This is a genomic window from Neobacillus sp. NRS-1170, from assembly GCF_050468025.1.
In genome coordinates this window covers 1-26,554 of sequence record NZ_JBITPF010000045.1, presented here as the reverse complement: position 1 = coordinate 26,554, position 26,554 = coordinate 1, and the positions used below count along the sequence as shown (strand labels likewise).

Here is a 26,554-nt window from a genome sequence, read left to right as displayed (position 1 = left end):
GAGTAGGACGTTGCCAGGCTAAGCCCCTGTTGGGGCTATTATTTTGTCTAAATTTTTAAAGTGGGCCCCTTGGTCAAGCGGTTAAGACACCGCCCTTTCACGGCGGTAACACGGGTTCGAATCCCGTAGGGGTCACCATTTTTGGAGGATTAGCTCAGCTGGGAGAGCATCTGCCTTACAAGCAGAGGGTCGGCGGTTCGATCCCGTCATCCTCCACCATATAAATTTTAATTGTGCCGGTTTAGCTCAATTGATACAGCTATCGGCTGTTAACCGATTGGTCGTAGGTTCGAGACCTACCTGCGGAGCTTTTTTTATTTTTAATACTAAACAGAGTTCCCTCAATACCTCTTCTTTTTCCGTGTTATAGTTAACCTCACTATTATTCCTATCTTTATATACCAATGCTAAATCCCAAACTAATCAAACCAATTTTTATGGTCCAAATCCAATCTTTCATAACGTTATTTTTTGCCTTCAAAAATGGATTTTGAGGGCTATTTTTGCAATTTTAGTTGTTTTTGTTATCAATTTGAGTATTCGAAATACTTTTTATGGTTTTGATTGTGGAGGGTCTAAGGTTGCCTGGAATAGGTTTTAAATTAGAAATATTCACCTTAGATTTGGAAATACTAAATACGAGGTGATGTCCTTGAATTCGATAACGAGGAATTTAGATTTACATGCACAAGGGATCTGGCTTCCGATTGCGGTATCGTTGCTATTGTTTTTGTATGCTCTTTTTATGACTAAAAAGGAAATAAGTTGGAGAGAATTTTATATTACTTTTGGAGTCATTGGTTACTTTGCATGGATTTCTGATTCTTTATTTGGAAAAATGTTAGATCTCGTGGATTTTGGCAACCCGAAAATCACTGGAATAGGTGAGTTTTTAAGCTACAGTTTAATTCCTTCCTCACTCGCCGTAATTTATTTGAATTATTTAAAAAAGACAAACAAATGGACATTGGTCATTATTTTTGCCATTATTTCTACTTTAATTGAATGGGGGATGAGGAAGGTAGGATATATGAAGGTCCATGGCTGGAGCTTTATTATTTCAATCCCCTTGTATTTAGTAGTATATAGTTTCTTACTTCCGATACACCGGAAAATAATAAAATGCAAATCCTAACGTGAAAAAAGAGTGCCCCGAACTTACTTTTGGGGCACTCTCTTTTTTTATAACTAAAATTTTTACATAAAAATCCGCATTCATATATCTACTTTTACGAACACTTAATAGTTATATGAATAATTTATAGTATGTGAATTTGAAAGGAGGGACATCATCTTGAGTAGTAATAAAGAGTATTCTAGTAAAAAAAGCAGCAAAAATAATAATGACGTTGATGTAGAAAATAAGTTAAATAATAAAGTCGAAAATGAAGCAGAAAATGAGACAGAGGTTAGTGTAAAAGACAAAAATGCTAACACTGCTACAGCAAAAATTATGAATAGTGGAAACGCGAGCGTTTCTGTGGACATTTGTGTAGATAGTGAAGCTCGTGCAAAAGTTCGTACAAAAGCAAATGCAGAGTCGGAAGAGGAGAAGAAGGAGAAAAAAGAGAAAGAAAAATATTAAGACTAATATAATGCTCCTTCATTAAAGGATAGTCGTGCTAGGGATACTTGATACTATTATCTGGTATCCCTATTATGCTAGATAAGGAGGGTGAAATTTGGAAAGACTGAGCGAAAATCAACTAAATAGTTTAATTAGAGATAGCGGTAACTCCGATGTAGATTTAACTGTACATGTAGATATTGATACAAAAGCAATAGCATATGGAATGTTGTGCAGCTTATATGCCAAAGGAGAATTGACAGAATTGGAGCTTGAAAGGGCCGTTCAAAAACTTGATAGGTTAATAGAAAGGAGTAAGAGAAATCAGCAATCAACTACTACATCTATTGAAAGTAAATCAACATCACATGATCGGCCCGAGCAAAGTAGAAGAAGAAGTTGGATTTTATAGATTTACTGGCATAATGACCATTCACAGGAAGTGGGAAATATCACTTCCTGTTTTATTCATAAAATTGTACCAAAGCTTGAAAGTTTGCTGATGAGGATCTTATGGAGTGAGGAGATTTAATCGTCTATACGGAGGATTTCCAATCACTCGTGTCAAATAATCTGTATCCTTGAGCCTATAACTTATCTCATTTCCACCATTTCCACCATTTCTTTTGGACGCCGGCTGCAATCTGCTTTTTTGTCTCTTCTATCACTTTATATCGTTCTTCTTCTAGCTGCTCCGCTCTTTTTACATACTTCATGATTTCATTAAGCTTTTCTTCCTGCATCGCTTCTGATATTGCTTTTTCCTTCAAATATTTGATTAAATCTAAGTTTATTTGCTCTAAATGCTCTATACGTTCTAAAAGCTCAGCATGATTGGAATCATGCTCATTTGTACCTTCTATCGGCACATGCTCCTTATCCTGATCAATAGTTGTTTCAACCGGAACTACTTCTGTAACGACGGCCGTTTTACTCTCTTGAGAAACCCAGACCATCACTTCTTCGACAGCCTGTTCCAGAGTCCTGCCCTCTTGCCTACTGAATTCGATTAATTTGCGGAGTGTGATAACATCGTTCTCATAATAGCATCTGTGGCCTCTATTATTACGGTGTATGTGATACCTATGCCCTTCCAAGAGAGTGGCATACTTCCGTAATGTATTGCTGTCAATTCCAAGCAATTCCTGTACGTCGCCAGGGGAATATTTAACCGTCATAACAAAACACCTCCGCAATAACACTTCTATTTGATGCCGAGGGTTTCCTTTTTATTTCTCACCCAAGCTTCTAAATCGGTAGTTTTGAATCATGTTGTATTAAAAAAAGCTGCTCCATTTTACCTCCTTTTTACCTCAGATGTGTACAAACCGCACTTCATCTAATCAATTCGCCTGAGTTATAAACAAACTTATCAACAAGAACCGTCTATGTAGACAGAAAAGCCTGAGTTATAAACAAAATTGTCCTCATAAAACTTCTATGAGGACAAAATTAATTGAGTTATTAACAAGATTGTCAACATGAACCGTCTATGAGGACAAAGACGCTTGAGATATTCACAAACTTGTCCTTATAAACCTTCTATGAGGACAGAATCGGTTGAGTTATAAACAAACTTATCCACATGGACCCATCATGAGGACACACCACTTTATATTCCCGCTGTTTCTATCTTTATACATTAATCCACTATTAACTTATACCGCAACACAGCCGCCAGCCCCGCACCATGCTTAAATTCTCCATTTTTTATCAGGGAGTTCAATTCATCCATTGATATTTTATGTAATTCTATTTGTTCGCTGTCTTCCAGGTTCTGCTCGGTTGCTGTTAAACCGGCTGCAGCAAAAAGATGAATCTCCTCGCTGGTTGAGCCGGGGGACGGGTAGAAGCTTCCTAGATCGAGCCAATGTTCAGCCTTAAAGCCTGTCTCTTCCTCCAGTTCTCGTTTGGCGGTTTCTAGGGGAGAATCGCTTTCCTGATCAATCATCCCTGCAGGCAGCTCCCACTCCCAGCTTTTTATAGCATGGCGATATTGCTTTAGACAAAGAATTTCTTTGTTCTCTGTAATGGGCAGGACGCAAACTCCTTTAGCAAAATCTAAATAGGAAAAAGTCTTTTCATCGCCATTTGGGAGACTGACCTTATCTAAAATCACCCCGAAACGGTCTATATTTGCTTTTATTGAGCTATTAATATTCCAAGTCATTTTAATCACCTTTCAATTTCAACATTATTTCTATTTTACCGCTAATAAGTATAGATAGCACCTATGGAAAAGGGAGAACTAGGAGCCGCATTTCCAAATTCATTTACTTACTACATATTTTAGGTCACTTACAACATAATTTACGAAAATAACGACATTTCTTAGGTATTAATTGGAAAATCGGCGTGGGGGTTAACTGCAAAGGAACATAAAGAAGCGCTGCCAGAGTCCCTGCAGCGCTTCTTTTAATCCACGTAATAATCTTTTTTCTTTTTGAGGTACTCTAGCTCACAGTCAAGAAGTTTATATCCAATTTCCTTGCCGCTTTTCTTTTTTCGTTCGATTACTTCCCATCTGGAATCCTTGAGTTTTAAATGAACCATTACGTTGGTATTATCAGGTTCTTTGTATAGAAGATATAATTCCTGGGGTCTCACAAATAATCTGGGTTTACCGCGGGATGCCACTATAAAATGCTGTTTTAACGAGTTATAATAGTCGTCGTTTTCCTTTCCGCCATAAATGAGGTTTGCGGCATCTAAATCTCTGTCGGTTACCTCAATATAGCTGCCTTCGTCAATATCCAGGTCGAAGCTTGTAATAATATCCTTCATTATGACATTTGTGTATTGGTCATCTCGCAGTTTCGCCATCTCTGTGCATTCTGCCGTCAATCTTGGAAAATCGGCGCGGGCATGTAATGAATGGATGTTGAAGGATACGAACAAACAGCTAATGAGAATGATTGTTTTTGTCACATATTCACCTCCAACCCTATTATTCTGCATCCAAGCCGTGATTATTCTAAGGTGGCACCACCAATAAAAAAACAGCTTCAGAAGGAAGCTGTTTTGAATATCTAGATTGCTTGTTTTATCATTTCTGTTTTATTAATGGCTATGTTAAGTTGAGTGTGCAAATCTGCTAATTCCTGTTGTTCTTTTTCTTTAAGGCCATTGATGATAATTACTGTTGCATATAGGCAAATTAAAAATGTACTGATTACTATCAACCAAGCTACAAACATTTTATTTCCCCCTTTTGTAATAACTTAAGTTGATTTTAATGGATTTTAAGTTATTTCAATGTGACTTATATCACAGAAAATCGGATTTAAATTTAATCTAGAAGTAATGTTTATATTTTTGTCACATTTCTAAGTTTAAGAGATTATAAACGTTGTAAATGTTGTTAATCCAGATATAGGGGCAATTCTGGTTCAACGGACCAACTAGAGTTTCTTTTTAAAATTACCAATTATTGTACAAATGAATAAACTCACTAAAAATATAGACAAAACCAGTAAAAAAATAGACAATGTGCCTTTAAAAATAGACAAAAGCCTCTAAAAAATAGCCAAAGTGCCTTCAAAAATAGACAAACTTTCCTTGTCGAGAAAGGAAAATGTGCCAGTTACTGTTACTTACAGTTTTAAGCTGCCGGAGAACGGGGCCCGATTTTCACAGGTAAAGGGCAAATATTATTTTGGCGGAATGGTATCCGCTTGTTTCGACATACCGCTCTGGATGGGATAAAGCAGATTTTTCGCTGCACGGGGAATCTTATCACACCGATTTTAGTGATTTTACGATTCAATATGATATTCCTGAAGAATATGCCATCGTCAGCTCTGCGGACGATGATTCGAAAGAGTTGGTGACGAAGGGCACCATCACTGGAAGCAATATAAAGGAAGTGTATATGGCGATCGTAAAAGGAATGCCAATGAATTCCGCTGTCGTGGATGGAACGGAGATCCGCGTCTTTAGTAATTTACAAGACGAATCTTATGAAGCCGAATACTTGGAATTGGCCAAGAAAGCTCTCCAATTCTTTAATGCCAACATTGGGAAGTATCCTCATAAACAGCTGGATATCATAATGGATGAAGGGGGAATGGAATACCCAGGGATTGTCACGGTATCTCAAGGGAACACAAACACGTTTGCCGTCGTCCATGAAATGGCCCATCAATGGTTTTATGGAACGGTCAGCAGCAATCCGTCCTATACTCCTTGGATTGATGAAGGCACCACCAATTTTGCGACGTATTTATTTTTCATTAAAAATGAGAAGCAAGTTCCTGCTGAAGTGTTTACAACAGCGAATGACAATATTAATGTGGCCAAAGACAAGGGAAAGATTGTTCCTTCAAATTATTCGCTCAAGGAATTTGAACCTGAGAATGTGTTTACCTACAGTGCATCCGTATATGAAATTCCATCCTTAAAATTATGGGCACTTACAGGCAATAGCGCCGACCGCGGATTGGATTACTTGAAAAATTATTATCGTTTATACGTGTATAAGGAAGTGGACGCTAATGAATGGCTGCGCTATACCAGAGCCTATTTTAAAATAAAAGATCCGAAAACGTTTAAAAATTGGATTTCTTTTTAAACGGGTAGGTACATTGGCATGTTTTTTACCAAAATACCCCTAAAACACGAACGTTTTATAGTTAAAATATATTAATATTCGTATTTTTATTGAAAATTCATTGCTCATTTGTTATATTAACAAAGTAATCATCTTAAATATAGTGACTCGTATATGCTCGGTAATATGGTCTGAGCGTCTCTACCTGGTTCCCAATGAAAGAACTAGACTACGAGTTAAAGTATTGGGCGGATCGTTCGGCTTTTTGAGCCCTGACTTCTAATACTTTAACTTTCGTAGGTCTAGAAGGTAGAAATCCATCTACTTTTCTAGACCTTTTTCATTGAATCCAGTTTTCGAGTCTATCAAGGGGGAGCTTTTTTTGAAAAAATATACTTTATTAGCTGCGGTTGCTGTGTTGTTACTGGCTGTATTTGCCGGTTTCAAATCAAAAAATGAAACAGTTGTAGAGGGCGCCGAGCGGCCGATTATCATTCAAGGTCCAATGCCTATTGAAGCGGAAAATTTTGCGCAAAAATTAGAAAAAGTGAAGGTAGAGAAATCCGGAACGTTTGTTTTTTACAAAGGAAAGCTGAATAATTATCCTGTCATTGTAGTGAAAACCGGTAAGGGGATGGAAAATACAGCGGCTGCTACGGCCGTGGCGATTGAAAGATATAACCCAATCGCCATCATCAATCAGGGTACTTCTGGCGGACATGATCCAAGCTTGAACGTTTTTGATATAGTTTTAGGAAAAAGAGTGACCAACATCGGTTCGTTAAAAACAGAAGCCAAGAATGAAAACGAAGGAATGGATCCAAGTCAATGGATCCCGATGGACTTAATGGCTTCTGAAGGAAGCGGCTCCGATCCGAATGCTGAAAAGATCCGTTATTATGAGGGAGATAAGGATTTACTGGCGGCAGCTAATGCTGTAAAAGATAAGTACACAAAAGGCAAAGTAGTCGAAGGGACGATTGGTTCAGCAGACGTTTGGAATAATGAAGTGGATCGAATCAAATGGTTCCATGATAACTATGGAACTTCTGTAGAAGAAATGGAAGGTGCGGCTGCGGCACAAATTGCTAAGGCATATGATGTGCCATTCCTGGGTATCCGAGTGCTTTCGAATAATAAAACCAATGGCGGCCAATACAACCCGAATACGGCTGCAGCCAACCAGGAATATGTTTTTGAAGTGGTCAAAAAATATATCTCAACGATTGAAAGTAAATAATTATGTTGAACGACAACCTCGCCTCTAAACTGGCGGGGTTGTTTTTTTAAGGTTTGTTTTTCCATTTTTTGTTTAAATGGACAAAACCACTAAAAAAATAGACAAAACAAGGGTAAAAATAGACAAAGTACCTTAAAAAATAGACAATCCCACCCCAAAAATAGACAAAGCCCCCTTAAATATAAACAAAGCCCAATTCGTTCTAGGTCTCAAGTCGCAGACAATTTTACAGCAGCCGCCCGAGGTTGATGACCGGTTGGAAAACCTATAATGAAAAAGGAAAATCAAACCAATCCGCGAGGGGATAGAAAAAATAAACATAAGGGGAGAGAAGTTATGCAGTCTTGGATTAAGTTTTCTTTGAAGAATGCAGGAGTTATTTTTATCGCCATGTTAATGGTGATTGCAGGCGGCATTTATTCCGTCAAAACGATGAAAATGGAATCGATGCCGAATGTCGATATTCCATATATTATTGTGCAGGTTCCATATTTGGGGGCCACTCCAGAACAGGGGTTAGAGGATATTGGGAAGCCTTTAGAAACAACGCTTTCGGGAATCAAGAAACTGGATAATTTGTACATTGAAGCGCACAGCAATGTGGTCGTGGGGATTCTCGAATTTGAGATGAGCAAGGATATGGATGAAGCCGAAAAGGATGTCACGACGGCGGTTGCTACGCTCAATCTGCCGGAAGGGGCTGAAAAACCCAAAATTCTAAAAGACGGTCCTTCTGCCGCACCAGTATTTCAATTTGCGCTTTCATCGGAAACTGCCAATCAGTCCGATCTGACACAATATATTAATGAACGAATCAAACCGGCTCTAACAGGAATTGATGGAGCAGGGGCCATTGATATTTCGGGTGAGACCGAAAAGGAAGTGGCGGTCAAGCTGGATCCTGAAAAGATGAAGAGCTATGGGATTTCATATGAAACGGTTAAGCAAACCTTTTTAGCGCACCATTTCTCGTTTCCTGCCGGGCAGGTCAATGTTGATGATAAAACCTTAAATGTTCAGGCTGATTTCAAGTTGAATTCAGTAAAGGACGTTGAAGAAATTCAAATTTTAGCGCAAGGACCAACGGGTGTTCAAAACGTCAGCTTATCGGATATCGCTACCGTTTCTTACAGCAACAAAAAGGAAACAGTTTACACCCGATTAAACGAAAAGCCTGCGGTTCTAGTAGAAATGAAAGCACAGCCTGGCTCCAATACCGTCGAAGTGGTGAATCAGGTAAAGGAAAAGCTGGATGAGCTCGATCTTCCGGCTGGGTACAAATTAACGAAATTATATGATACCTCAAAAGAAGTGAAAACATCTGTCGATGGGATGCTGCGGGAAGTTCTACTGGGAACCTTGTTTGCTGTGATTGTCACGTTCCTATTCCTTCGTAATATAAGAGCAACGATTGTCGCCGTTCTTTCGATTCCGTTATCGATTTTGGCCTCGATGGTCACCATGAAATATTTGGATTATAGCTTAAACATGATGACGCTTGCCGGAATTGCCGTAGCCGTCGGACGTGTTATCGATGACTCGATTGTCGTCATTGAAAATGTGTACCGCCGTACTTTAACGAGCACGAATCGGGATGAACGGTTGGTTTTGACGGCAGCAAAAGAAGTAGGAGGCGCGATTACCTCTTCGACTCTTACAACGATTGCTGTTTTCGGACCGCTGTCGTTTGTGCCAGGGATTATTGGCCGATTCTTTGCCCCGTTTGGCATTACGGTCATTGTGGCGCTCGCGTTTTCCTTGATTGTGTCGCTAACGGTCGTGCCGTTATTGGCTAAGTTATTTTTACTGAAGATTAAACATAAAGAGGTAAAGGAAACCGTTTTTGAAAAAGCTTATAAATATGTGCTGTCATGGGTGTTAAATAAGCGGGCTGTTACGGTTGTTATAGCTTTGGTGATGTTTGCTGGATCGCTCGCTTTAGTTCCGATGATTCCGAAGAACTTTTTACCGCAGGAAAAGGCCCTTTCCTATCGGTTAACGGGAGATTTACCTGATGGGACATCACTGGATAAAGCGAATGCCGTAGCGGTTAAGGTAGAAGATATTTTAGGCCGCGAAAAGGATATCAATCATTTACAAACGGTTGTGAGTGGGGAACATATTCGTTTTTCGATTGATTTAAAGGATGATGTTACGAAAGAACAAACAGTTGATTTTGAAAAAAGAGTAAGAGCAAATGTTGAGAAACTGGATGCTGACATGCAAGTGGCGCTTACACCAGTTGGGATTGCGGGAACAAGCGGGTTAGCATTAATTGTTGAGGGCGGAAATGCCAAAGATTTAGAAACGGCCGGAAAAATGATTACGGATAAAATTAAGGGTATCGATGGTTTGGAAAATGTGGAATCCAATCTTTCTGGCGTGAAGGAACAGCTTCATTTAGAGATTGATGATCACAAAGCGGCGGAAAAAGGTCTGAGCCCGATCATGGTTGCCGGCTTCGTGCGAGAGCTTATCGCAGGGGATCATGTGGGCGACATGCAAGTTGATGGGAAAACAACGAATGTTCAATTGTCATTGGCGGGCCAGTCAGCGGATTCCATCGATGAGATTATGAGTCAAAAAATGACCAATCCGCAGGGGCAGCAGGTAAGCCTTTCGGAAGTAGCAACACTGGAAAAAGTACCGAGTCCTTCCGCTTTGTACCGCTTAAATCAGCAGCAATATGTCGAGGTTACGGGCCGAATCACGACGGACAATTCTTCCGGTGTGCAGGCAGAGGTAGATAAGCGACTGAAAACTTTGGATCTGCCAAAAGGGGTTTCGTACCATTCTGAAGGTCAGGCGCAGGCGATGAATGAAGGGTTTACCAATATGACGATTGCGATGGCGGTTGCTGTTGTGCTTGTGTTTATCGTGATGCTGGTGGCGTTTGGAAATATGTTAATGCCTGTGGCTATCCTGTCATCCTTGCCCTTCTTATTCTCGGGCGGACTGCTGGGCTTGTATTTGACTAATCAAGCACTTGGAATGCCAGCTTTGGTTGGGTTCTTGATGTTAATTGGAATTGTGGTCACGAACGCGATCGTTTTGATGGAGCGCGTGAAGCAGAATGAGAAAAAGGGCATGGAACTGAAAGCCGCTTTGCTGGAAGCAGGAAAAACACGCCTTCGTCCGATTTTGATGACGGCTCTGGCGACGATTGGGGCGTTGTTGCCCTTGGCGCTATCGAGTGATGGCGGATTGATTTCGAGATCATTGGCGATTGTGGTAATCTCCGGATTGTTGACATCTACACTGTTAACCTTGGTGATTGTGCCGACAACTTATCATATTATGAAGTCTATTAAGGGGAAATTTTTTAGAAAAGGCCGTCCGGGGATTGCGGCAAAGGAAACAGCATAAGGGGCTTGGTGCCCATGAAAAAACCAAGGGGGATTCCCTTGGTTTTTTCCATTTTATGTCTAAATAGACAATACCACTTAAAAAATAGACAAGGTACCATCAAAAATAGACATAATACTAAAAATATAGACAATGTGCTTTAAAAAATAGACAAAACTAATTTTATGATAAAAGTGGAATTCTGCTTCGATATTGCTCTACCAGCCTATTATTATGTTCATCTGAACCATCAATATTGCCGCTTAAGAAGATAGGCGGTTCATTGCCATTGTCGGCAATTATTTTAATTGCTTCTGCGAAAATCGCATTTAGGATGACAGTACCAACAACGGTTGACGTCGGAGCAAATGGAGCAGCAACCTTTTCATACGATAACGCTGCATCGCCTTTTGCAGAATGGTTATCAATGACTAAATCCACAGAATTGTAGAGATGGCGTCCGCTTTTATGCCTCGAAGGCTGGCTTTGTGAATATTCCATTGAGGTGATTCCGATCACAAAGGCTCCCTTTTTTTGTGCTTCTTGGGCAACATCTACGGGAACAGGATTACGTCCGGAAGTGGATATTACGAAAACAACATCTTTTGGGCGGAAATCCTGATCCTTCAAAAATCCTTCGGCCAGGTCATTCTGTCTTTCAAGCTGGGAGGAACGAAGTGCTCCTTCGTGCAGCATTAACGGTTCCACGAGGATGGGCTTGATCGGGACAAGGCCGCCGGCACGGTAGAAAACTTCTTCTGTTAAGATGTGTGAGTGACCGCAGCCAAATAGTTGAACGATCCCGCCATTTTGAATGGCCTCGGCCACTTTTTCAGCCGCTTTTTTGAGATTTTCTATTTCACTGTTCTCCACTTGCTCGATTTTTTCCTTGGCTTTTGCAAAATATTGAGTAAGCACTTTTGATCAGCTCCTGACTCCGATTAGCTTGCTTTAACTATAATATACTCTTGTGTATAACAATTCCCTAGCTGGAAAATATTAAGTAAAAAATCATATTTTACAAAATATAAAATCAGCCTTGAAAGTTAAGGGAGATTAAAAATGAATAAGGAAAAAATAAGTGGACTCCAACTTTTTTATTTAATGGCTGGATATGTGTTAGGGACGGCGATTATTTTAGGGTTAGGGCTGGATTCGAAGCAGGATGCCTGGATTTTTATCACCATCGGAATGTTAAGCAGTTTGATATTAATGGCTGTTTACACGCAATTAGCCTCCTATTATCCGGAGGATTCCCTTGTTCAAATGCTTCCTAAGATTATCGGGAAGTATCTTTCTTATCCGGTCATTGTGTTATATATCTTTCACTTTACATATTCTGCTGCTAGAGCGGGTAGAGAATTAGGGGATCTGATCGTCACGACTATTCTTTCAGAAACTCCTATCATTGTCGTGATTGGAAGCTTTATGCTGCTCATAATTTATTGTTTGCGGGGCGGAGTTGAAACCCTTGGCCGTATGGCCGAAATCATTTTTCCCGTTTATATTTTTTCACTTATCCTGATTTGGGTTTTATTATTTAGCGTGGATCAATTTGATATAAAAAATCTTACCCCAATCCTTGGTAAGGGTGTTAAACCTGTATTGAAACAAGCCTTTCCTGTAGGAGTCAATTTTCCATTTGGAGAAACCATTGTTATCATGATGTTTTTTCCATTCTTAAGTAAGCAGCAGTATGCACGAAGGATTGGGATGTCCATCCTTTTGGTTGGAGGCATCCTCTTAACCATTAATTCGATTATGATGATTGCTGTCTTAGGGCCGGAAATTTACAGTCATGATATCTTTACTCTTCTTTCTGCTACGCAAATGGTTTCCGTAGCAGACTTTCTTGAACGCTTCGATGCCCTGGTCATTTTAATGATGGTCGCCGGAGTGTTTTTTAAGGTAGGGGCGTTTCTTTTTGGAGCTGCAGTTGGAATTTCTCAATTATTTAAGTTAAAACAAACACGTTCTGTTCTGCTTGGACTTGGGTCCATTGTTCCCCCCTTATCGCTCATCACCGCATCGAGTTATGTTGAACATATAGAATTTGGTTTCAAGGTTTACGTACCGTATGTTCATACTTTGTTGCAAATTATCATGCCAATTTTATTCCTTGGCATCGTTTTTATTCGAAAAAAAATGGGCCATATATAATTGCTTGTCTAATGAGGGTGGTGCCGATACTTGAGTCTGTTCCGCAAGACTACAAAATTCAGTTCTAAAAAACAAAAAAGTCACCAAAACGAAATTCATAATCATCCTGAATTAGGTTTATTATCAGGCAGTCTTCAGGATGACTTTCAACAGATTAAACAGCTGTTCGAGGGAGCAGGAGATTTCGATTATCGAGAGCTTGAAATAACCCCCAAATATTCGGCCGTCCTTTTATATCTAAACGGAATAATCAATGTTGAAAGAATGGAGTTACATGTCATCCATCCATTGTTAAGACATGAGGCAGGATTATTGCCGCCCTATCCAACCATCGATCACTTCAAAGCGCTGCTTAGTTCGGCTCGTGTCACCCAGGGGGAAACCTTTCAGGAAGCGGTTGATCATATTTTATCGGGGAGCACGGTTTTACTCATCAACGGCCTTCAAAAAGCCATTTTTATCAGCGAGCAGGCATGGGAACAGCGCTCGATTGAAGAGCCTGCCTCGGAAGCTATTGTATTAGGACCAAGAGAAGGATTTACAGAGAATGTCACAACGAATATGAGTATGATTCGGAGACGTTTAAAAACACCCAAACTAAAATTTGAAATGATGAAGGTTGGTAAGCTTTCAAACACGGGAGTAGTCATTACGTATCTTGAAGGAATCGCGGAGCCTTCCATTCTAGAGGAAGTCCGGAGCAGAATTGAGCGGATTGAAATCGATGCGATTGAGGACAGCGGCTACATTCTAGAGTTTATTGAGGATCAACCCTTTTCTGTGTTCCCGCAGATTTTGCAAACAGAACGACCGGATCGGGTGGTTGGAAATCTTCTCGAGGGGCGAATTGCGATAATCGTGGACAATAGTCCTTTTGCCTTGATTGTACCGGTCACTTTTTTTCAAATGATGAATTCGCCGGAAGATTATTATGGAAGGTTTATCATGACCACCTTTATTCGATTTATCCGCTATTTATTTCTAATTGTTGCTTTATTATTTCCTTCAATTTATATTGCTGTCACCACCTTCCATCACGAGTTATTGCCAACCAATCTTATATTCAGCGTTGCGGCCTCAAGGGAAAAGGTTCCCTTTCCTGCGGTAATAGAAGCTTTGTTAATGGAAATTACGTTTGAGGCACTAAGGGAGGCGGGTTTGCGATTACCCAGACCGATTGGATCGACGGTCAGTATTGTGGGGGCCTTGGTTGTCGGGCAAGCCGCGGTTGAGGCTGGAATCGTTTCGGCACCGTTGGTCATTGTGGTTGCGACGACAGGGATTGCTTCTTTTATGTTTCCCAGCTATCCCTTGACAGGAGCGATCCGGCTTCTTCGCTTCTTTATGATTTTTCTAGCTGCAACGCTTGGTTTTTACGGTATCTTCCTTGGCGTATTTTTTATCTTGGTTCATCTCGTCCAGCTTCGCTCTTTTGGTGTTCCCTATTTAGCCCCTCTAGCTCCCTTTCATTTTAATAATGTGAAAGATTTATTAATCCACGTTCCATGGTGGATGATGAATGAGCGTCCACAGGAAACGGGAAAAACCAATTTGAAGAGGTTACGATACCGAGGACGTAAATACTAGGTTGTTTTTACAAGGACAGGATGGTTCGGATGAGAGTGATAAGTAAGCTTCCGCTATTGGTCATGTCAGTAATTTTGCTTACCGGTTGTTGGAACCGTGTGGAAATAAACGATATTGCCATTGTTACCGCTATTGGATTAGACCTTGTGGAAGGGGACAAGATTCGCTTATCCCTTCAAGTTGCCCTTCCATCCAAGCTGGGGCCGGCGGTAGGAGGAAGTAATAGCGGAAAAAGTACCATTGTCATTTCAGAGACAGGTAGAACCGTTTCTGAAGCATACCGCAATATTCAAGGAAAGCTGCCGAGACGGATTTTTTTTTCTCAAAGCAGGGTCCTTTTGGTTAGTGAGGATTTAGCCAAAAAGGGGGTCTCACATATTATCGATTTTCACACAAGGTATGCTGAACCCCGCATTAACAGTTTTATTATGTTTACAAAGGGCAGAGCCTCAAAAATCCTTAAAAGTATGCCGAGATTCGAAAGTGCTTCGGCCGAAGAAATGAAGGAACTGGCCAAGCAGGACCTTGGAATGAAAATTTATGTCAGGGACTTTCTCAATATGCTTTTAACAGATGGTTTAGAGCCATTTGCCCCTCAGTTTTCGTTAAAGCCACTTGAAGTAAAGACAAAAGATAAATCAGGGGAAATTCAAGCTTTAAATGGCATTGCAGTCTTCAAAAAAGACAAGCTGGCAGGCTGGATGGATCCAGTGGAAACCCGCGGGCTTTTATGGATTCGGAATGAAATGAAAGCAGGGATTATAACAGTTAATGTACCTAAGGAAAAAGGGGGGGGATATGTCAGTATGGAAATCGTCAGAGCGGAAGCGAAATTGGTTCCTGCCATAAAACATGGAACCCTCAGGATGACAGTTAAGATTACCTCAGAGTTTAGTGTGATCGAGAATGACTCAAAGCTAAAGTTATTTGAAACGAAGATAATCGAGGATATACAGGAAAAGGTTGAAAATGAGATAAAAGATCGATTACAGTTGGTCGTAAATAAGGCTCAAAACGATTTTCGCTCAGACATATTCGGATTTGGACAAACTGTTTATCGGAAATATCCCAAACAATGGAATACCCGGTATAAAAAGAATTGGGAACAGGAATTTGCTCAATTAGACGTATCTATTGACTCAAAAGCTTTTATTAGAAGAATCGGCTTAATTAAGTAGGGCTATTTTCAAAAGAACATTTGCGAAAATTGCCTAGAAACTTTGTAAATGAAAAAGGAATGGAATATGTTTAAGATTTTAGTGATCATCCTCATTTTTGTAATTGTATTTGCCTGGGAAGCGCCGCGGTTATTTCGAAAAAAAGAAAAGAAGGAATTGGCCGTTTTTTCATGCCTCGTGTTCATTGGATTGGTACTAAGTATCGCAGTGGTTATTTTGTCTTTTATTTAGGGGGCGAAGAGGGTGTATTAGCCGGGAGGCGTCTGATGCCCTGGGAGAATGGAAATGGTTGTTGGAGGGAATTTCAAGAGAGTTTCATTGCCCGTGGCCGTCAAAAAGCAGGTCACACGGTAAATGAAACGGCAGTTCATTGCCCGTGACTGTCAAAAAGCAGGTCACACGGTAAATGAAACGGCAGTTCATTGCCCGTGACTGCCAAAATGCAGGTCACACGGTAAATGAAACGACTGTTCATTGCCCGTGACCGTCAAATAATGGATCACACGGTAAATGAAAGAGAGTTTCATTGCCCAATCAACAAAAAAGCGGCACTCGCCGGTCAATGAAAATGTGCTCTAATGGCAATAATCAAAAAGGGAACGTTCTCAGCGTTCCCTTTTTATTTTTCCTTAGATAAAAACCATCCGCCAAGAGCAATAAGAAGCAAAACAGACCAGAAGGCCGTATTCCATAGGGAGCCTTCGATAAACCCATGCGGAATCATGTGAACAGATGGATGGGCAAGCGTATGCATCAATAACTTAACCCCGACCCAGCCGACTAGCAGCATGGCGGCCTTTTCCAGACTTGGTCGTTTTGCCAGGAGCTTGACGAAGAATCCCGCGGAAAAACGAATCACCAATAAACCCGCAATCGCTCCTAATACAATTACGATAAATTGAGCGCCGTCCATCCCGCCAATTTCCCCTATCGGTGTATTTGGCAAGTCAATGACAAGGGCGACTGCTGCTAGAATGGAATCTACAGCGAAGGCGATATCTGCTAAAGCAATTTGAGCAACCGTTACGCGGTAGCTTTTTCTTTTTTGGACCTTTTTTTCGTGGTCGCTTTTAAGCAAGTGTTTTAATGCGATAAAAATTAAATAGGCAGCGCCTACCGCTTGGATTTGCCACACGTCGAAAAGAGACGAAATGATAAAGATGGCTGCAATCCTGAAGATAAAAGCGAATAACAATCCAAGGTTAATCGCCTTTCTTTGCTGTTTAACAGGTAAATGCCTTGCCATGATTGCTAACACCAATGCATTATCGGTTGAGAGTAATCCCTCTAAAACTATCAAAATAATTAAAACCCAGCCATACTCTAAAAATAACGATACCTCCATAAATTCCTCCCCCTACTCGCTTGTACATATATATTCAGGGGAGAATGGAGTTATTAATTTTTAAGAGTTTAAGATTATTTAATGAAAAGATCAAAGGCAAGTGAAACCAGCCAGCCAAGAGCAAGAGCCACTGTCAGATATGTACCAAGACCAAGTAAAATCTCCGCCATGCTTCCTCCTCTTTTTACATTAAAATTTAAATATCTTTCCTATAAACCAAAGCTATTATAACAAGGAATTATGAGGAAAATGTCGAATTAACAGAAATTCACCGAATTGTAAAAAAACTTTCATCTCACCTTAATAAAAGAAACAACATTATCCAATTTTGTAGAATCCCACCTTCGAATTAATGGAATATAGCCGCAATTGTAGAATAAGGTTTAAATTTTGTAGAATACCCACTAAAATTTGTAGGATGTAACCTGAAAATTGTATGATCCCTCCACAATTTTGTAGAATCCCACCTTCGAATTAAAGGAATATAGCCGCAATTGTAGAATAAGGCTTAAATTTTTAGAATCCCCACTCAAATTTGTAGGATGTAACCTGAAAATTGTAGGATACCTCGTCAATTTTGTAGAATCACACCTTTGAATTAAAGGGATGTAATCGCAATTGTAGAATAAGGTTTAAATTTTGTAGAATACCCACTAAAATTTGTAGGATGTGTCCTGAAAATTGGAGAATCCCTCCTTGAGTAGTACCTTTTTTCCAATTACTTTGTGCTTATTTTCCTGTTTTATAAAAAGTAGGTAAAACTTAACTGGACAGGCAATTTAATGTTAAATAGACTAAAAAACAAACACTCTATTAAGTTAAAAAAATAATATGAAGAAGTTCTTCGGATAGCCTTGATTCGTAGAAAAACAAATCAGTGGAAACGGGGGAAGGATCATGTTGGAATTTGCAGCAAATATGGACCAATTGGCCAATATTAAAGTTGTCGGTGTTGGAGGCGGAGGAAACAACGCCGTGAACCGGATGATTGAGGACGGAGTGGAAGGTGTAGAATTTATTGCCGTTAATACGGATGCCCAAGCTATACATCAATCTAAGGCAGAGATCAAGATGCAAATTGGTTCATCATTAACAAGGGGGTTAGGAGCAGGTGCTAATCCGGAAATAGGAAAATTGGCGATTGAAGAAAGCAAGAAGCAGATTGAAGAAGTGTTAGCAGGAGCTGACATGGTTTTCGTTACAGCTGGAATGGGCGGTGGTACAGGGACAGGTGCTGCGCCAGCCATTGCGAAAATTGCACGAAATCTTGGTGCCCTGACCATTGGAGTGGTCACGCGTCCCTTCAAATTTGAAGGCAAGAAACGGGCAATGAACGCAGAAAGCGGAATTGAAGCCATGAGGGAAGCAGTAGATACTTTAATTATTATTCCAAACGATCGCTTATTAGAGATTGTTGATCGAAATACCCCCATTGTTGAGGCTTTCCGTGAAGCGGATGCCGTCCTCCGCCAGGGTGTTCAAGGGATTTCCGATTTAATTGCTGTGCCAGGTTTAATCAACCTTGATTTTGCTGATGTGAAAACGGTCATGTCCCATAAAGGAACTGCCTTAATGGGAATTGGGATTGCTACTGGCAGCAATCGTGCCGCTGATGCTGCACAGAAAGCCTTAAACAGCCCGATCCTCGAAACCTCCATCAATGGAGCTCATGGTGTGATTATGAACATCACAGGCGGTCGAAATCTTAGCCTTTTTGAAGTCCAAGAGGCAGCTGAAATCGTTGCTGCTGCTTCTCATGAGGAATTAAATATGATTTTTGGTTCGGTCATTAACGAGAACTTAAAGGATGAAATCATTGTCACGATTATTGCCACTGGATTCAATGAGGAAGTAGATGCAGTAGTACAACCATCTTCCCAGCCGCCTATAATTGAAAGGCCTAATCCGTATGAAAGGCCTAATCCAAATGAAAGGTCTAATCCGTATGAAAGGCCTAATTCGTATGAAAGGCCAAATACATATGAAAGGGAACCACGTACACAGCATAATCGGGTAAACCATGTCGAACCTGATCAGGATTATGACCGACATTCAGAAAAGCAAGAAGAATCTCTGGATGTTCCTACGTTCCTGCGACAGCGAAGAAGACGAGTTAGATAAAAAAAAATATTATCCGTATTCCTCCCCACTATCGATATAAATGGAACTTTTTTCTAATATAATCGTAAAAGTACTAGGGGGGAAGACAGATGAACGATAAAACACTTTATTTTAAAGATAATTTTTTTTCATCCGGAAGGACGGAAATTTTTAATAGTTCAAAAGAAATGGTAGGAGAGCTGGATTTAAAAAGTGCCTTTTCTTCAAGTATTGATGTGTTGGATAGGAATCAAAATATTGTAGTTTCCGGTAAATTCACTTTCTTTAGTAATAAGTGGCGAATCTACAATTCTAATGAAGAAGAAATTGGTATCCTTAAAGAAAAGTTCACCTTTTTATCAAAAAAATATGAATATGATGCCTACGGACGCGGAGTCTATCAAATTAAAGCTGAGCCCTTCTCGAGACTGTATGAAATTATGGATGATCGATCAAACCCAGTTGGTCGGTTTGAAAAGGTTAGTGGCTTCTTTGCGTCCCCAGCCTACCAACTTAGTAATTTTAATGAAAAGGTTACGAATGAGGAGCTTATAGCCGTCGTAATGGGAATCAATGCTATTCAGAAGAAAAATGCAAGCGCAGCTTCAAACTCAGGCGGCGGAAATTAAGAAATTCGGAAAAGGTAACTGCATGGTGCAGTTGCCTTTTTTGATTTGGTGGTGGAAGTATATGGGTGTACTTTTTTAAATATAATAAACTGAGTAAATACCTAAAAATGGGGTTTTTTTAATGAAATTCCTTTTAATAGCCATTATTTCGTTCGGACTTCTCAGCAGCATGTGTTCTGAACCCCTTATTGTCCAAGATTCGGTGAAACCGGCTGCTGCTGCCTCCCATTCTGAAATGGGGCAAAAAATTAGAGAGTATTTGGCTTCCAACCATGTTAGTGGGAGCATATCGGTCGTAAAAAACGGTATGACATTGTTTTCTGAAGGAGCAGGGTATTCAGACATTTCGGAGCAAACGTTGAATCGTCCGACCACCACTTATCCAATTGGCTCAATCACGAAAACCATGGTTGCTGTCTGTATACTTCAGCTTCAGGAAAAAGGAAAGTTGAGGATACAAGACCCTGTATCCAAATATGTCCCAAGCCTTCCGAAAGATGTGAAAATCATCCATTTGTTAAATCACACCTCAGGAATCAGGGCGCCCATTTGGCACGCAGGGGATCAAAAACCTAAGGACATTATAAAAAAAGCCGCAGTTAAATTCCCAGCTGGGACAAAATGGGATTATAACGATATAAACTACATCGTCCTAGGCTATATTGTCGAACAGGTTACTGGCGGCACTCTGCATGATTATATCGAAAAAAATATTTTTGAAAAGGCCTCCATGGTGAATGCTGGTTTTATTAATTCAGGTACAATTTCTTCTAAAGGTTATTTCAAAGTAGCTGGGCAGTTTTTAAATTCAAGTAAGTTGAATCCGTCTTTGCTTTTTGGCTGCGGCGATATTTATGCAACGGCACAGGATATCTCTCTGTTTGATGAAGCCTTAATGACCGGGAAACTCCTAAACAATCCAAGTGTAAAGGAAATGGTCACACCAGGTCCCAAATCCAGTTATGGCCTAGGTGTTTACCATAAAGACGACCGCATTTACAGCAGAGGAGTTGTCGGTGGCTGGGAATCTCTCCATGTGTATTACAAAGATAAAACTTCCATCGTCGTCCTTCTGAATGTAAGGGATAAACAGGGTGATATTAAGAATATTGCAGACGACATTTATCGCATTGTGAAGGAAGAGTTTTCATAGGAATTATATTCCTCTATATCTATATTCGACTATTTATAGCAAATATGGACAGAAAATGAAGGATAACGTCGAATTATACATATATATAGGGAATTATATAAAGAACGTAGCATTTTACAGTATGTGTGGGGGAGAAAGAGAATTGACTATTACAACTAAAGAAATTTTTACCGGTGGGGAATTAACTTTAAGCAGGAAGGAAACTCATGGGAAAAGCAAGCGATCCCAAAGTACACCTGTTTTCACTACAAGGATGGAAAAACGTGAATATTATAACGAGCATTTTTTTAATATTCGTCATGTATTAGATATTAAAGGATTCTTAATCGATATTCGTGATCATTGGGATACCTATGTTTCACAAGTTCACCAGTGGATTCAAAAAAGCTCTATAAAAAAACTAGTCGTGACGGGCATTTTTACCATTGTTCTTGGTTTTTTAGGAAGCAACGCAAATGCTGCCTTTATTCAGGAATATACTTATCAGGTTAAAAACGGTGACAGTATTGAAGCGATTGCTGCGGAACATGGTGTGACAGCACAAGAAATATTAGATGCCAATGGGCTGACTTCGATTGACGGTAAAAAAATTCTTTTACCTAAAGTGGAAAACAGAATGGTGAACGCGACAGCACTTAATGTCCGGTCAAACCCGAGAACGGAAAGCAGTATTCTTGGTACATATAAAAAAGGGGATATTGTGAAAGTTTCATTCGTAGAAAACGGGTGGGCAGGCATTCTGATCAAAGGACGAGTTTGTTTTGTGAAGGTTGATTATCTTTCGTCCATTCCGAGCCAAACGACTGGCACAGCTGAATCGCAGACAATGTATGTAACAGCAGATTCGTTACGAGTGAGAGCAACAGCTTCCGCGACCAGTGCGGTAGTAGGCTCGTTAAAATTAAATGATCCTGTTATGGTGAAATCGACTGTGAATGGCTGGGCTCAAGTTAGTTTTCATGGCCAAACGGGGTTTGTTAGTGCAGACTTTTTAACGAAAAAGGAACAGGTAACAACAAATGCGTCTGAATATGTGATTAAGAGCGGTGATACTTTCACGAAAATCGCAAAAGCATTAGGGGTTCCTGCTTCAGCGATTCAAGAGCTGAATCCAATGGTAGATCCATCGAAGTTAAAGATTGGACAAAAAATTAAAGTTCCTGTTGCTTCTGAAGCTGACACCTATCGCATTCAAGTAACCGCTTATATTAGCGGTGTAGACCCTCATGGAACGTTTCGTTTTATCACTGCTGATGGGAAAACGAATTGTGCAAAAGCTTCAGGCAATATGATTAATGAATTATTTAACCGTCAAGGGGAAACCGTTACACTAACTTTAGAAGGAAAAAGGGGTCAAGTAATGACCCTGATTGATTTACAATAGATTGTATGGGCCCCAGTGTGGGGCTTATTTATTTTAGCATCACTTTATCCAATTCACGTACTTGATCATAGGCTTTCACGAGTTGTTCAGGCACCAAGGTTCTGCCGTATTCCCAAGCATTCGTTTCGATTTTTGATTTAAGCTGTTCGATTTCATCATCTTCACCGTACTTTAGAATCCTCAAGTCATGTTTGTTTTTCTTAAAATCTAAATAATATCCGATTTCATGATAAAGAATAACTTTAATTAAGTTTTCATCGGTTTCTTTTATTTTAAAATTAATTTTAGCCAAGTAGCCGTTAACTTGTATGTAGTTAAACTTTATTGTATTGGTCGATACGTTATAACTCATCGGAGCAGGCAGATTATTGTTAAATTCATAATCAATCTTTAAATTGTGCTCGCTCAATGTATTTTCAATGATCTTCTCGATATCCCATATGTACAGCATCTATTCTATCCCTGCCCTTTCAGAGTAAATTATGTAAGCCAAATCGAATTATTTCTTCTCGACTTTCACTATTCCTTTACCTAAATTATCTTTTTCAAAATAGCAAATGACCTCATCATCAACGTTTATCTTGTCACCCGAAACAATTTTATCAGCAGAAAATTGGATTCCTGTCCCGTCTTCACTTTTTCCGTAATATTGATCTCCTTTAATTTCGCTAATCTTGTATTCTAGCGTTGTGTAATTCTCGGAATTAGTACTTGTATTGTCAACAGGCGCAACTGAATGAGATTTAATTAATACTAATATTATTAATATGGATGAAAGTATCCCTAGGATGACCACTCTTTTTAACATGTTCCTTTACCCCCTCGTATGTATTGTAAGAAATGATAGAGGAAAGTGAAATCCTTCTATTTTCCTTTTTTCGCTGAATAGTTTCACGTTTCTTTAAGAATACTATATAAAGAAGTTTTTAATAAAGAAGGTTGATGAAACGGTGATAGGTTAAATATGAAACTTACCCTTATCATAGATGCCGCAATTATGCTGTTGGTTTCTTATTTTATCATGAAAAAGAGACTTCAGGTATTTGAAAACATTTTTATACTCATGATCTTGGAGTTTCTCGTTACCAGCTATTGCGCCATCTTATATATTAATTTAGATGTTTGGACTGTGACAAATAAGACGGCTCTCTTTATTATTTTTCGAGTCTATGAAGCGATTATTTATCCCTTTATCTGGATGGGTTATTTCAATTTACTGCCCATCTTTAAGTCTCGATTCTTTAAATGGATATTGACAGGTTTATTTGCAGGCATTCAATCTGGGGTTGAACGATGGCTGGTAGAATGGGATGTCATTACCTATAAGGGCTGGCATTTCTGGTTTTCTTTCCTCCTCCAAATATTGATTGTGTCGATGGTCCACTTGGCATTAACATGGTACAGAAATCTACTGAGAAAAGAAGGGATTCACGAATAGATGCTGCCTTTGCCTGAGAAATTTGATGAAAACGAATGGTTTCTGCTTTTATGTATTGGTCTATCCTATGTTATTGTTTTCCTTTTGCCCAGAAGATTTCCTCGAAGTTTAACGGTCCTTTTTTTGTTAATCGGCACCACGATTGCAAGGCTTTCCGATCATTTTCTCGCCTCGCCGAAACTCGATTTATATAATATCATGGATACACCCAATTACGATTTCTTTGATTTGATTACCTATTTTTTATATGCACCTTTTTCGTATTTGTTTGTTTACTTTTATGACAAATGGAACATCAAAGGGTACTGGATTCTGCTTTATCTCGTTCTTTGCACCTCGGGCGGAACGTTATTTGAATGGATTAATAAAGAGTTTGGCGTGTTTACCTATAAAGGCTGGAAGCTTTCTTATTCCTTTAGTGTATATTTAGCGATTCAATGCTTGGTGTTGCTTTTTTATCATTTGGTAGTGCCTTTCACAGGGAGACGGCAGCCGATTGAAAAAGCTGATACCAATTAGTGTCGGCTGTCCCCTCCGCCTTAATATCACAAATGCAATGATCAGTTCCCTTCAATTAAAGCGGTCACTAAACCAACTGTGCAAATTGCCATACAGGAATAAAGGAAGTTGTCCACTTCCAGAACAGTGAACCCTGCCAAAATAATGAGTCCGTCCAGGATGATAATGGCGAGTGCCAAATTTATTGGGATAACTTTCGAAATGATTTTGGCAAGCAGGTCGGTGCCTCCCGTGCTGGTCTTATAGCGGAGCATAAGCCCGACACCTGTCCCAATGATGGCTCCCCCAATTAATGCACTCACGAATTCGGAGATGAGAAATTGAGTTCGTAATGGAGCGAGCAAATCTATGAAAAACGAAGAAGCAAGCAATCCTTGGATATTGGTGAGAAAATAACCTCTTTGGTGCATGGCTGAAAAAATACATATAGGGAGACTTAAAACAACCATTGTAATCCCTGTTTGAAACTCAAAAAAATAATGAAGGATTAAGGCAATTCCAAGGATTCCGCCGTCTATTAGATGATGGGGCACAAGAAACCCATTCACTCCAATTCCCACCAGCAAGCTACCGATAATCGTCGCCAATAATGTCTGAATAATAACAATCACCTTGTCCAGTCTTTTTGATTTATCATATGACGGCTCCTTGGAAAAAAGAAGCGGTGAGGTTCACCGGGTTGGGCTGAATTATTTTGTTTTCCATTTTGTGTCTAAATGTCCAAAGCGGCTTGGAAAATGTCCAAAGCTAGGAAAAAAATGTCCAAAATCACCTCAAAAATGTCCAAACCACTCGGATAATTGTCCAAAGTACCTCAAAAAATGTCCAATACTCCGTGAAGTTTAATTTTCTTCGCGTAATTTTATACTGAAACTACAAAATTGATTCCCATTCTTCCCGAAGCAGCCCCATTCCAAATAAAATTTCAAAAAATTTAACAATTTGTTCATAAAGGATCAGTTCTTACCTCCATATATTAGAGAAAAGGAGGTGTGGTAAAATGCCCGATGAACCACAAGAACAACCTCAGGAACAGCCTCAGTTCGATAGCCAGGCATTGAAAAATGAGATTAAAAGTGAATTAAAAGAAGAATTTGGCCATTATCGTCATAAACGAAAACACCGAGTGATTTATTCTATATGTGTGTTCGCTGCTGGTATAGTGATTGGCTTTGGCGGCGGTATTGCAACTCATTCTGATCACCACTCAGGCCATGGACACGGTCATGAGCACTTTCAAGAATGGCATCATATGCATAAATAAAAATGTCCCTATCCTTGCCTGGTGAGACGATCTCTCACCAGGCTGTTTTTTTTTGAAAAATAAATATTAGCATTTAATTGAAAATTATGAAATTATTAGGATATAGATTATGGGGAGGGATCCAGGATGGAACACGAGTTAAAAGAGCTAATTAAGAAGTGTGATATTGCCATTAAGCAAGAGGACTTTGATACGCTGATGAATTACTATACGGATGATGCCATTTTGGTTGTAAAGCCAGGAATGATTGCACGGGGTAAAGAGGAAATCAAAAAGGCCTTTATTTCGATTGCCAAGTATTTTAATAATAGTCTTGTGCCAACACAGGGGGAAATGATTATTTTAGAAGCGGGAGATACTGCTCTAGTCCTTTCACAAACACTGCTGGATGCCGAGAAAAAGGAATCGGATTTTTCGATGGAAAGAAGGGCAACCTACGTCTTTAAGAAAAATTCACATGGTGAGTGGCTTTGTGCCATCGATAACTCTTATGGTACCGACCTCATCAATAAATAAGGGATAGTTAGGGCAATTTGCAGCAGGTTGTTGTTCAATAGAAGCCGCTTTGGGACATTTCATGTAGAAATCAAATTGGTCTATGGGACATTTCATGAAGTAATCAATGAAGTTTTGCCCCTTGGACCAGTCTATGGGACATTTCGAGCAGAAATCAATACGGTTTTGTCTCATAGAAACAGTCTATGGGACATTTCATGGAGAAATCAATGCGGTTTTGTCCCATAGAAGCAGTCTATGGGACATTTCGAGAAGAAATCAAGGCGGTTATGTCTCATAGAAGCAGTCTATGGGACGTTTCATGGAGAAACAATGCGGTTTTGTCCCAAAGAACCAGTCTATGGGACATTTCGAGAAGAAATCAAGGCAGGTTTGTCTCATAGAAGCAGTCTATGGGACGTTTCGTGTTGAATTCATTACGGTTTTGTCTCATAGAAGCAGTCTATAGGACGTTTCGTGTTGAATTCATTACGGTTTTGTCTCATAGAAGCAGTCTATGGGACATTTCATGTTGAATTCAAGGAGGTATTGACCCATAGGCCCCTTAGAAGAGGTGCTTATGGTCAATCCCCCGATAAAT

27 protein-coding genes, 2 tRNA genes and 1 riboswitch are annotated in these 26,554 nt (G+C 39.7%); of the genes, 20 read left to right on the top strand and 9 right to left on the bottom strand.

What is annotated here, in order from left to right; all coding sequences use genetic code 11:
- Positions 1 to 63: 63 nt before the first annotated feature.
- The 5 genes from ACIFOT_RS19660 to ACIFOT_RS19640 all read left to right on the top strand — a co-directional run bounded on the left by ACIFOT_RS19660 (position 64) and on the right by ACIFOT_RS19640 (position 1,979).
- Positions 64 to 138 (top strand) — tRNA-Glu (locus ACIFOT_RS19660).
- A 5-nt stretch (positions 139 to 143) separates the two neighbouring features.
- Positions 144 to 219, top strand: a tRNA-Val gene (locus ACIFOT_RS19655).
- Positions 220 to 652: 433 nt separating this feature from the next.
- A complete protein-coding gene (locus ACIFOT_RS19650; RefSeq protein WP_430067034.1) occupies positions 653 to 1,135 on the top strand; it encodes a hypothetical protein in 483 nt (160 codons plus the stop codon).
- A gap of 159 nt (positions 1,136 to 1,294) precedes the next feature.
- A complete protein-coding gene (locus ACIFOT_RS19645) occupies positions 1,295 to 1,585 on the top strand; it encodes a hypothetical protein (protein ID WP_430067033.1) in 291 nt (96 codons plus the stop codon).
- A gap of 97 nt (positions 1,586 to 1,682) precedes the next feature.
- Positions 1,683 to 1,979: a hypothetical protein gene (locus tag ACIFOT_RS19640; protein WP_430067032.1), complete on the top strand. Its 297-nt coding sequence runs from the start codon at positions 1,683 to 1,685 to the stop codon at positions 1,977 to 1,979.
- 187 nt (positions 1,980 to 2,166) lie between these two features.
- On the opposite strand, the gene ACIFOT_RS19635 is transcribed toward ACIFOT_RS19640, so the two are convergent.
- From ACIFOT_RS19635 to ACIFOT_RS19620, 4 genes are all read right to left on the bottom strand, one after another.
- Positions 2,167 to 2,745, bottom strand: a complete 579-nt coding sequence (locus tag ACIFOT_RS19635) for a MerR family transcriptional regulator (protein WP_430067031.1) — start codon at positions 2,743 to 2,745, stop codon at positions 2,167 to 2,169.
- Positions 2,746 to 3,209: 464 nt separating this feature from the next.
- Positions 3,210 to 3,737, bottom strand: a complete 528-nt coding sequence (locus ACIFOT_RS19630) for an NUDIX hydrolase (RefSeq protein ID WP_430067030.1) — start codon at positions 3,735 to 3,737, stop codon at positions 3,210 to 3,212.
- A gap of 245 nt (positions 3,738 to 3,982) precedes the next feature.
- The gene (locus tag ACIFOT_RS19625) at positions 3,983 to 4,495 is read right to left on the bottom strand and encodes a hypothetical protein (protein WP_430067029.1); all 513 of its coding nucleotides are present in this window, start codon (positions 4,493 to 4,495) and stop codon (positions 3,983 to 3,985) included.
- 101 nt (positions 4,496 to 4,596) lie between these two features.
- Positions 4,597 to 4,764 (bottom strand): hypothetical protein, encoded by a 168-nt coding sequence (locus ACIFOT_RS19620; protein ID WP_430067028.1) that lies wholly within the window; start codon positions 4,762 to 4,764, stop codon positions 4,597 to 4,599.
- Positions 4,765 to 5,222: 458 nt separating this feature from the next.
- On the opposite strand from ACIFOT_RS19620, the gene ACIFOT_RS19615 reads away from it, so the two are divergent.
- The 3 genes from ACIFOT_RS19615 to ACIFOT_RS19605 all read left to right on the top strand — a co-directional run bounded on the left by ACIFOT_RS19615 (position 5,223) and on the right by ACIFOT_RS19605 (position 10,722).
- Positions 5,223 to 6,137 carry a hypothetical protein gene (locus ACIFOT_RS19615; protein ID WP_430067027.1) on the top strand — a complete coding sequence of 305 codons (915 nt, stop codon included), beginning with the start codon at positions 5,223 to 5,225 and terminating at the stop codon, positions 6,135 to 6,137.
- Between the two features lie 127 nt (positions 6,138 to 6,264).
- Positions 6,265 to 6,368, top strand: a riboswitch (purine riboswitch).
- A 172-nt stretch (positions 6,369 to 6,540) separates the two neighbouring features.
- A complete protein-coding gene (locus ACIFOT_RS19610) occupies positions 6,541 to 7,356 on the top strand; it encodes a 5'-methylthioadenosine/S-adenosylhomocysteine nucleosidase (RefSeq protein ID WP_430067035.1) in 816 nt (271 codons plus the stop codon).
- Positions 7,357 to 7,692: 336 nt separating this feature from the next.
- A complete protein-coding gene (locus ACIFOT_RS19605) occupies positions 7,693 to 10,722 on the top strand; it encodes an efflux RND transporter permease subunit (protein WP_430067026.1) in 3,030 nt (1,009 codons plus the stop codon).
- 162 nt (positions 10,723 to 10,884) lie between these two features.
- Here the strand turns inward: ACIFOT_RS19605 and ACIFOT_RS19600 are convergent, their stop codons facing one another.
- Entirely contained in the window at positions 10,885 to 11,619 is a 735-nt protein-coding gene (locus ACIFOT_RS19600) for an SIS domain-containing protein (RefSeq protein ID WP_430067025.1), read from the bottom strand.
- Between the two features lie 144 nt (positions 11,620 to 11,763).
- Between ACIFOT_RS19600 and ACIFOT_RS19595 the strand changes: the two genes are divergently transcribed.
- The 4 genes from ACIFOT_RS19595 (at position 11,764) to ACIFOT_RS19580 (ending at position 15,857) form a co-directional block, all read left to right on the top strand.
- Entirely contained in the window at positions 11,764 to 12,861 is a 1,098-nt protein-coding gene (locus tag ACIFOT_RS19595; protein ID WP_430067024.1) for a GerAB/ArcD/ProY family transporter, read from the top strand.
- Positions 12,862 to 12,891: 30 nt separating this feature from the next.
- Entirely contained in the window at positions 12,892 to 14,448 is a 1,557-nt protein-coding gene (locus ACIFOT_RS19590; protein WP_430067023.1) for a spore germination protein, read from the top strand.
- Positions 14,449 to 14,477: 29 nt separating this feature from the next.
- Positions 14,478 to 15,626, top strand: a complete 1,149-nt coding sequence (locus ACIFOT_RS19585) for a Ger(x)C family spore germination protein (protein ID WP_430067022.1) — start codon at positions 14,478 to 14,480, stop codon at positions 15,624 to 15,626.
- Positions 15,627 to 15,692: 66 nt separating this feature from the next.
- Positions 15,693 to 15,857, top strand: coding sequence for a hypothetical protein (locus ACIFOT_RS19580; RefSeq protein WP_430067021.1), 165 nt, complete (start codon positions 15,693 to 15,695; stop codon positions 15,855 to 15,857).
- Positions 15,858 to 16,245: 388 nt separating this feature from the next.
- Here the strand turns inward: ACIFOT_RS19580 and ACIFOT_RS19575 are convergent, their stop codons facing one another.
- Positions 16,246 to 16,971: a TerC family protein gene (locus tag ACIFOT_RS19575; protein WP_430067020.1), complete on the bottom strand. Its 726-nt coding sequence runs from the start codon at positions 16,969 to 16,971 to the stop codon at positions 16,246 to 16,248.
- 897 nt (positions 16,972 to 17,868) lie between these two features.
- On the opposite strand from ACIFOT_RS19575, the gene ftsZ reads away from it, so the two are divergent.
- The 4 genes from ftsZ to ACIFOT_RS19555 all read left to right on the top strand — a co-directional run bounded on the left by ftsZ (position 17,869) and on the right by ACIFOT_RS19555 (position 22,237).
- Positions 17,869 to 19,092, top strand: coding sequence for a cell division protein FtsZ (gene ftsZ / locus ACIFOT_RS19570; protein ID WP_430067019.1), 1,224 nt, complete (start codon positions 17,869 to 17,871; stop codon positions 19,090 to 19,092).
- An 89-nt stretch (positions 19,093 to 19,181) separates the two neighbouring features.
- The gene (locus ACIFOT_RS19565; RefSeq protein WP_430067018.1) at positions 19,182 to 19,700 is read left to right on the top strand and encodes a hypothetical protein; all 519 of its coding nucleotides are present in this window, start codon (positions 19,182 to 19,184) and stop codon (positions 19,698 to 19,700) included.
- Between the two features lie 121 nt (positions 19,701 to 19,821).
- Positions 19,822 to 20,853 carry a serine hydrolase domain-containing protein gene (locus ACIFOT_RS19560; RefSeq protein ID WP_430067017.1) on the top strand — a complete coding sequence of 344 codons (1,032 nt, stop codon included), beginning with the start codon at positions 19,822 to 19,824 and terminating at the stop codon, positions 20,851 to 20,853.
- A 142-nt stretch (positions 20,854 to 20,995) separates the two neighbouring features.
- Positions 20,996 to 22,237, top strand: coding sequence for a LysM peptidoglycan-binding domain-containing protein (locus ACIFOT_RS19555; RefSeq protein ID WP_430067016.1), 1,242 nt, complete (start codon positions 20,996 to 20,998; stop codon positions 22,235 to 22,237).
- Between the two features lie 28 nt (positions 22,238 to 22,265).
- Here the strand turns inward: ACIFOT_RS19555 and ACIFOT_RS19550 are convergent, their stop codons facing one another.
- Together ACIFOT_RS19550 and ACIFOT_RS19545 are read right to left on the bottom strand one after the other, a co-directional pair.
- Positions 22,266 to 22,688, bottom strand: coding sequence for a hypothetical protein (locus ACIFOT_RS19550; RefSeq protein ID WP_430067015.1), 423 nt, complete (start codon positions 22,686 to 22,688; stop codon positions 22,266 to 22,268).
- A gap of 48 nt (positions 22,689 to 22,736) precedes the next feature.
- Entirely contained in the window at positions 22,737 to 23,045 is a 309-nt protein-coding gene (locus tag ACIFOT_RS19545) for a hypothetical protein (RefSeq protein ID WP_430067014.1), read from the bottom strand.
- A 156-nt stretch (positions 23,046 to 23,201) separates the two neighbouring features.
- On the opposite strand from ACIFOT_RS19545, the gene ACIFOT_RS19540 reads away from it, so the two are divergent.
- Both ACIFOT_RS19540 and ACIFOT_RS19535 read left to right on the top strand, forming a co-directional pair.
- A complete protein-coding gene (locus ACIFOT_RS19540) occupies positions 23,202 to 23,675 on the top strand; it encodes a hypothetical protein (RefSeq protein ID WP_430067013.1) in 474 nt (157 codons plus the stop codon).
- Entirely contained in the window at positions 23,676 to 24,194 is a 519-nt protein-coding gene (locus ACIFOT_RS19535) for a hypothetical protein (protein WP_430067012.1), read from the top strand. It begins immediately after the preceding gene.
- Between the two features lie 41 nt (positions 24,195 to 24,235).
- Here ACIFOT_RS19535 and ACIFOT_RS19530 read toward each other — a convergent pair whose 3' ends face one another.
- The gene (locus ACIFOT_RS19530) at positions 24,236 to 24,805 is read right to left on the bottom strand and encodes a YitT family protein (protein WP_430067011.1); all 570 of its coding nucleotides are present in this window, start codon (positions 24,803 to 24,805) and stop codon (positions 24,236 to 24,238) included.
- Between the two features lie 389 nt (positions 24,806 to 25,194).
- On the opposite strand from ACIFOT_RS19530, the gene ACIFOT_RS19525 reads away from it, so the two are divergent.
- Both ACIFOT_RS19525 and ACIFOT_RS19520 read left to right on the top strand, forming a co-directional pair.
- A complete protein-coding gene (locus ACIFOT_RS19525) occupies positions 25,195 to 25,458 on the top strand; it encodes a hypothetical protein (protein WP_430067010.1) in 264 nt (87 codons plus the stop codon).
- Between the two features lie 126 nt (positions 25,459 to 25,584).
- The gene (locus ACIFOT_RS19520) at positions 25,585 to 25,974 is read left to right on the top strand and encodes a YybH family protein (protein ID WP_430067009.1); all 390 of its coding nucleotides are present in this window, start codon (positions 25,585 to 25,587) and stop codon (positions 25,972 to 25,974) included.
- Positions 25,975 to 26,554: the final 580 nt, after the last annotated feature.

Excerpts from the sequence above, each read along its gene's own strand:
- ACIFOT_RS19575 (WP_430067020.1), bottom strand. The coding sequence starts at position 16,971 with ATGGAGGTATCGTTATTTTTAGAGTATGGCTGGGTTTTAATTATTTTG.
- ACIFOT_RS19620 (WP_430067028.1), bottom strand. The coding sequence starts at position 4,764 with ATGTTTGTAGCTTGGTTGATAGTAATCAGTACATTTTTAATTTGCCTA.
- ACIFOT_RS19595 (WP_430067024.1), top strand. The coding sequence starts at position 11,764 with ATGAATAAGGAAAAAATAAGTGGACTCCAACTTTTTTATTTAATGGCT.
- ACIFOT_RS19585 (WP_430067022.1), top strand. The coding sequence starts at position 14,478 with ATGAGAGTGATAAGTAAGCTTCCGCTATTGGTCATGTCAGTAATTTTG.
- ACIFOT_RS19540 (WP_430067013.1), top strand. The coding sequence starts at position 23,202 with ATGAAACTTACCCTTATCATAGATGCCGCAATTATGCTGTTGGTTTCT.
- ACIFOT_RS19580 (WP_430067021.1), top strand. The coding sequence starts at position 15,693 with ATGTTTAAGATTTTAGTGATCATCCTCATTTTTGTAATTGTATTTGCC.
- ACIFOT_RS19605 (WP_430067026.1), top strand. The coding sequence starts at position 7,693 with ATGCAGTCTTGGATTAAGTTTTCTTTGAAGAATGCAGGAGTTATTTTT.
- ACIFOT_RS19565 (WP_430067018.1), top strand. The coding sequence starts at position 19,182 with ATGAACGATAAAACACTTTATTTTAAAGATAATTTTTTTTCATCCGGA.
- ACIFOT_RS19635 (WP_430067031.1), bottom strand. The coding sequence starts at position 2,745 with ATGACGGTTAAATATTCCCCTGGCGACGTACAGGAATTGCTTGGAATT.
- ACIFOT_RS19520 (WP_430067009.1), top strand. The coding sequence starts at position 25,585 with ATGGAACACGAGTTAAAAGAGCTAATTAAGAAGTGTGATATTGCCATT.
- ftsZ (WP_430067019.1), top strand. The coding sequence starts at position 17,869 with ATGTTGGAATTTGCAGCAAATATGGACCAATTGGCCAATATTAAAGTT.
- ACIFOT_RS19560 (WP_430067017.1), top strand. The coding sequence starts at position 19,822 with ATGAAATTCCTTTTAATAGCCATTATTTCGTTCGGACTTCTCAGCAGC.
- ACIFOT_RS19545 (WP_430067014.1), bottom strand. The coding sequence starts at position 23,045 with ATGTTAAAAAGAGTGGTCATCCTAGGGATACTTTCATCCATATTAATA.
- ACIFOT_RS19630 (WP_430067030.1), bottom strand. The coding sequence starts at position 3,737 with ATGACTTGGAATATTAATAGCTCAATAAAAGCAAATATAGACCGTTTC.
- ACIFOT_RS19525 (WP_430067010.1), top strand. The coding sequence starts at position 25,195 with ATGCCCGATGAACCACAAGAACAACCTCAGGAACAGCCTCAGTTCGAT.
- ACIFOT_RS19535 (WP_430067012.1), top strand. The coding sequence starts at position 23,676 with ATGCTGCCTTTGCCTGAGAAATTTGATGAAAACGAATGGTTTCTGCTT.
- ACIFOT_RS19550 (WP_430067015.1), bottom strand. The coding sequence starts at position 22,688 with ATGCTGTACATATGGGATATCGAGAAGATCATTGAAAATACATTGAGC.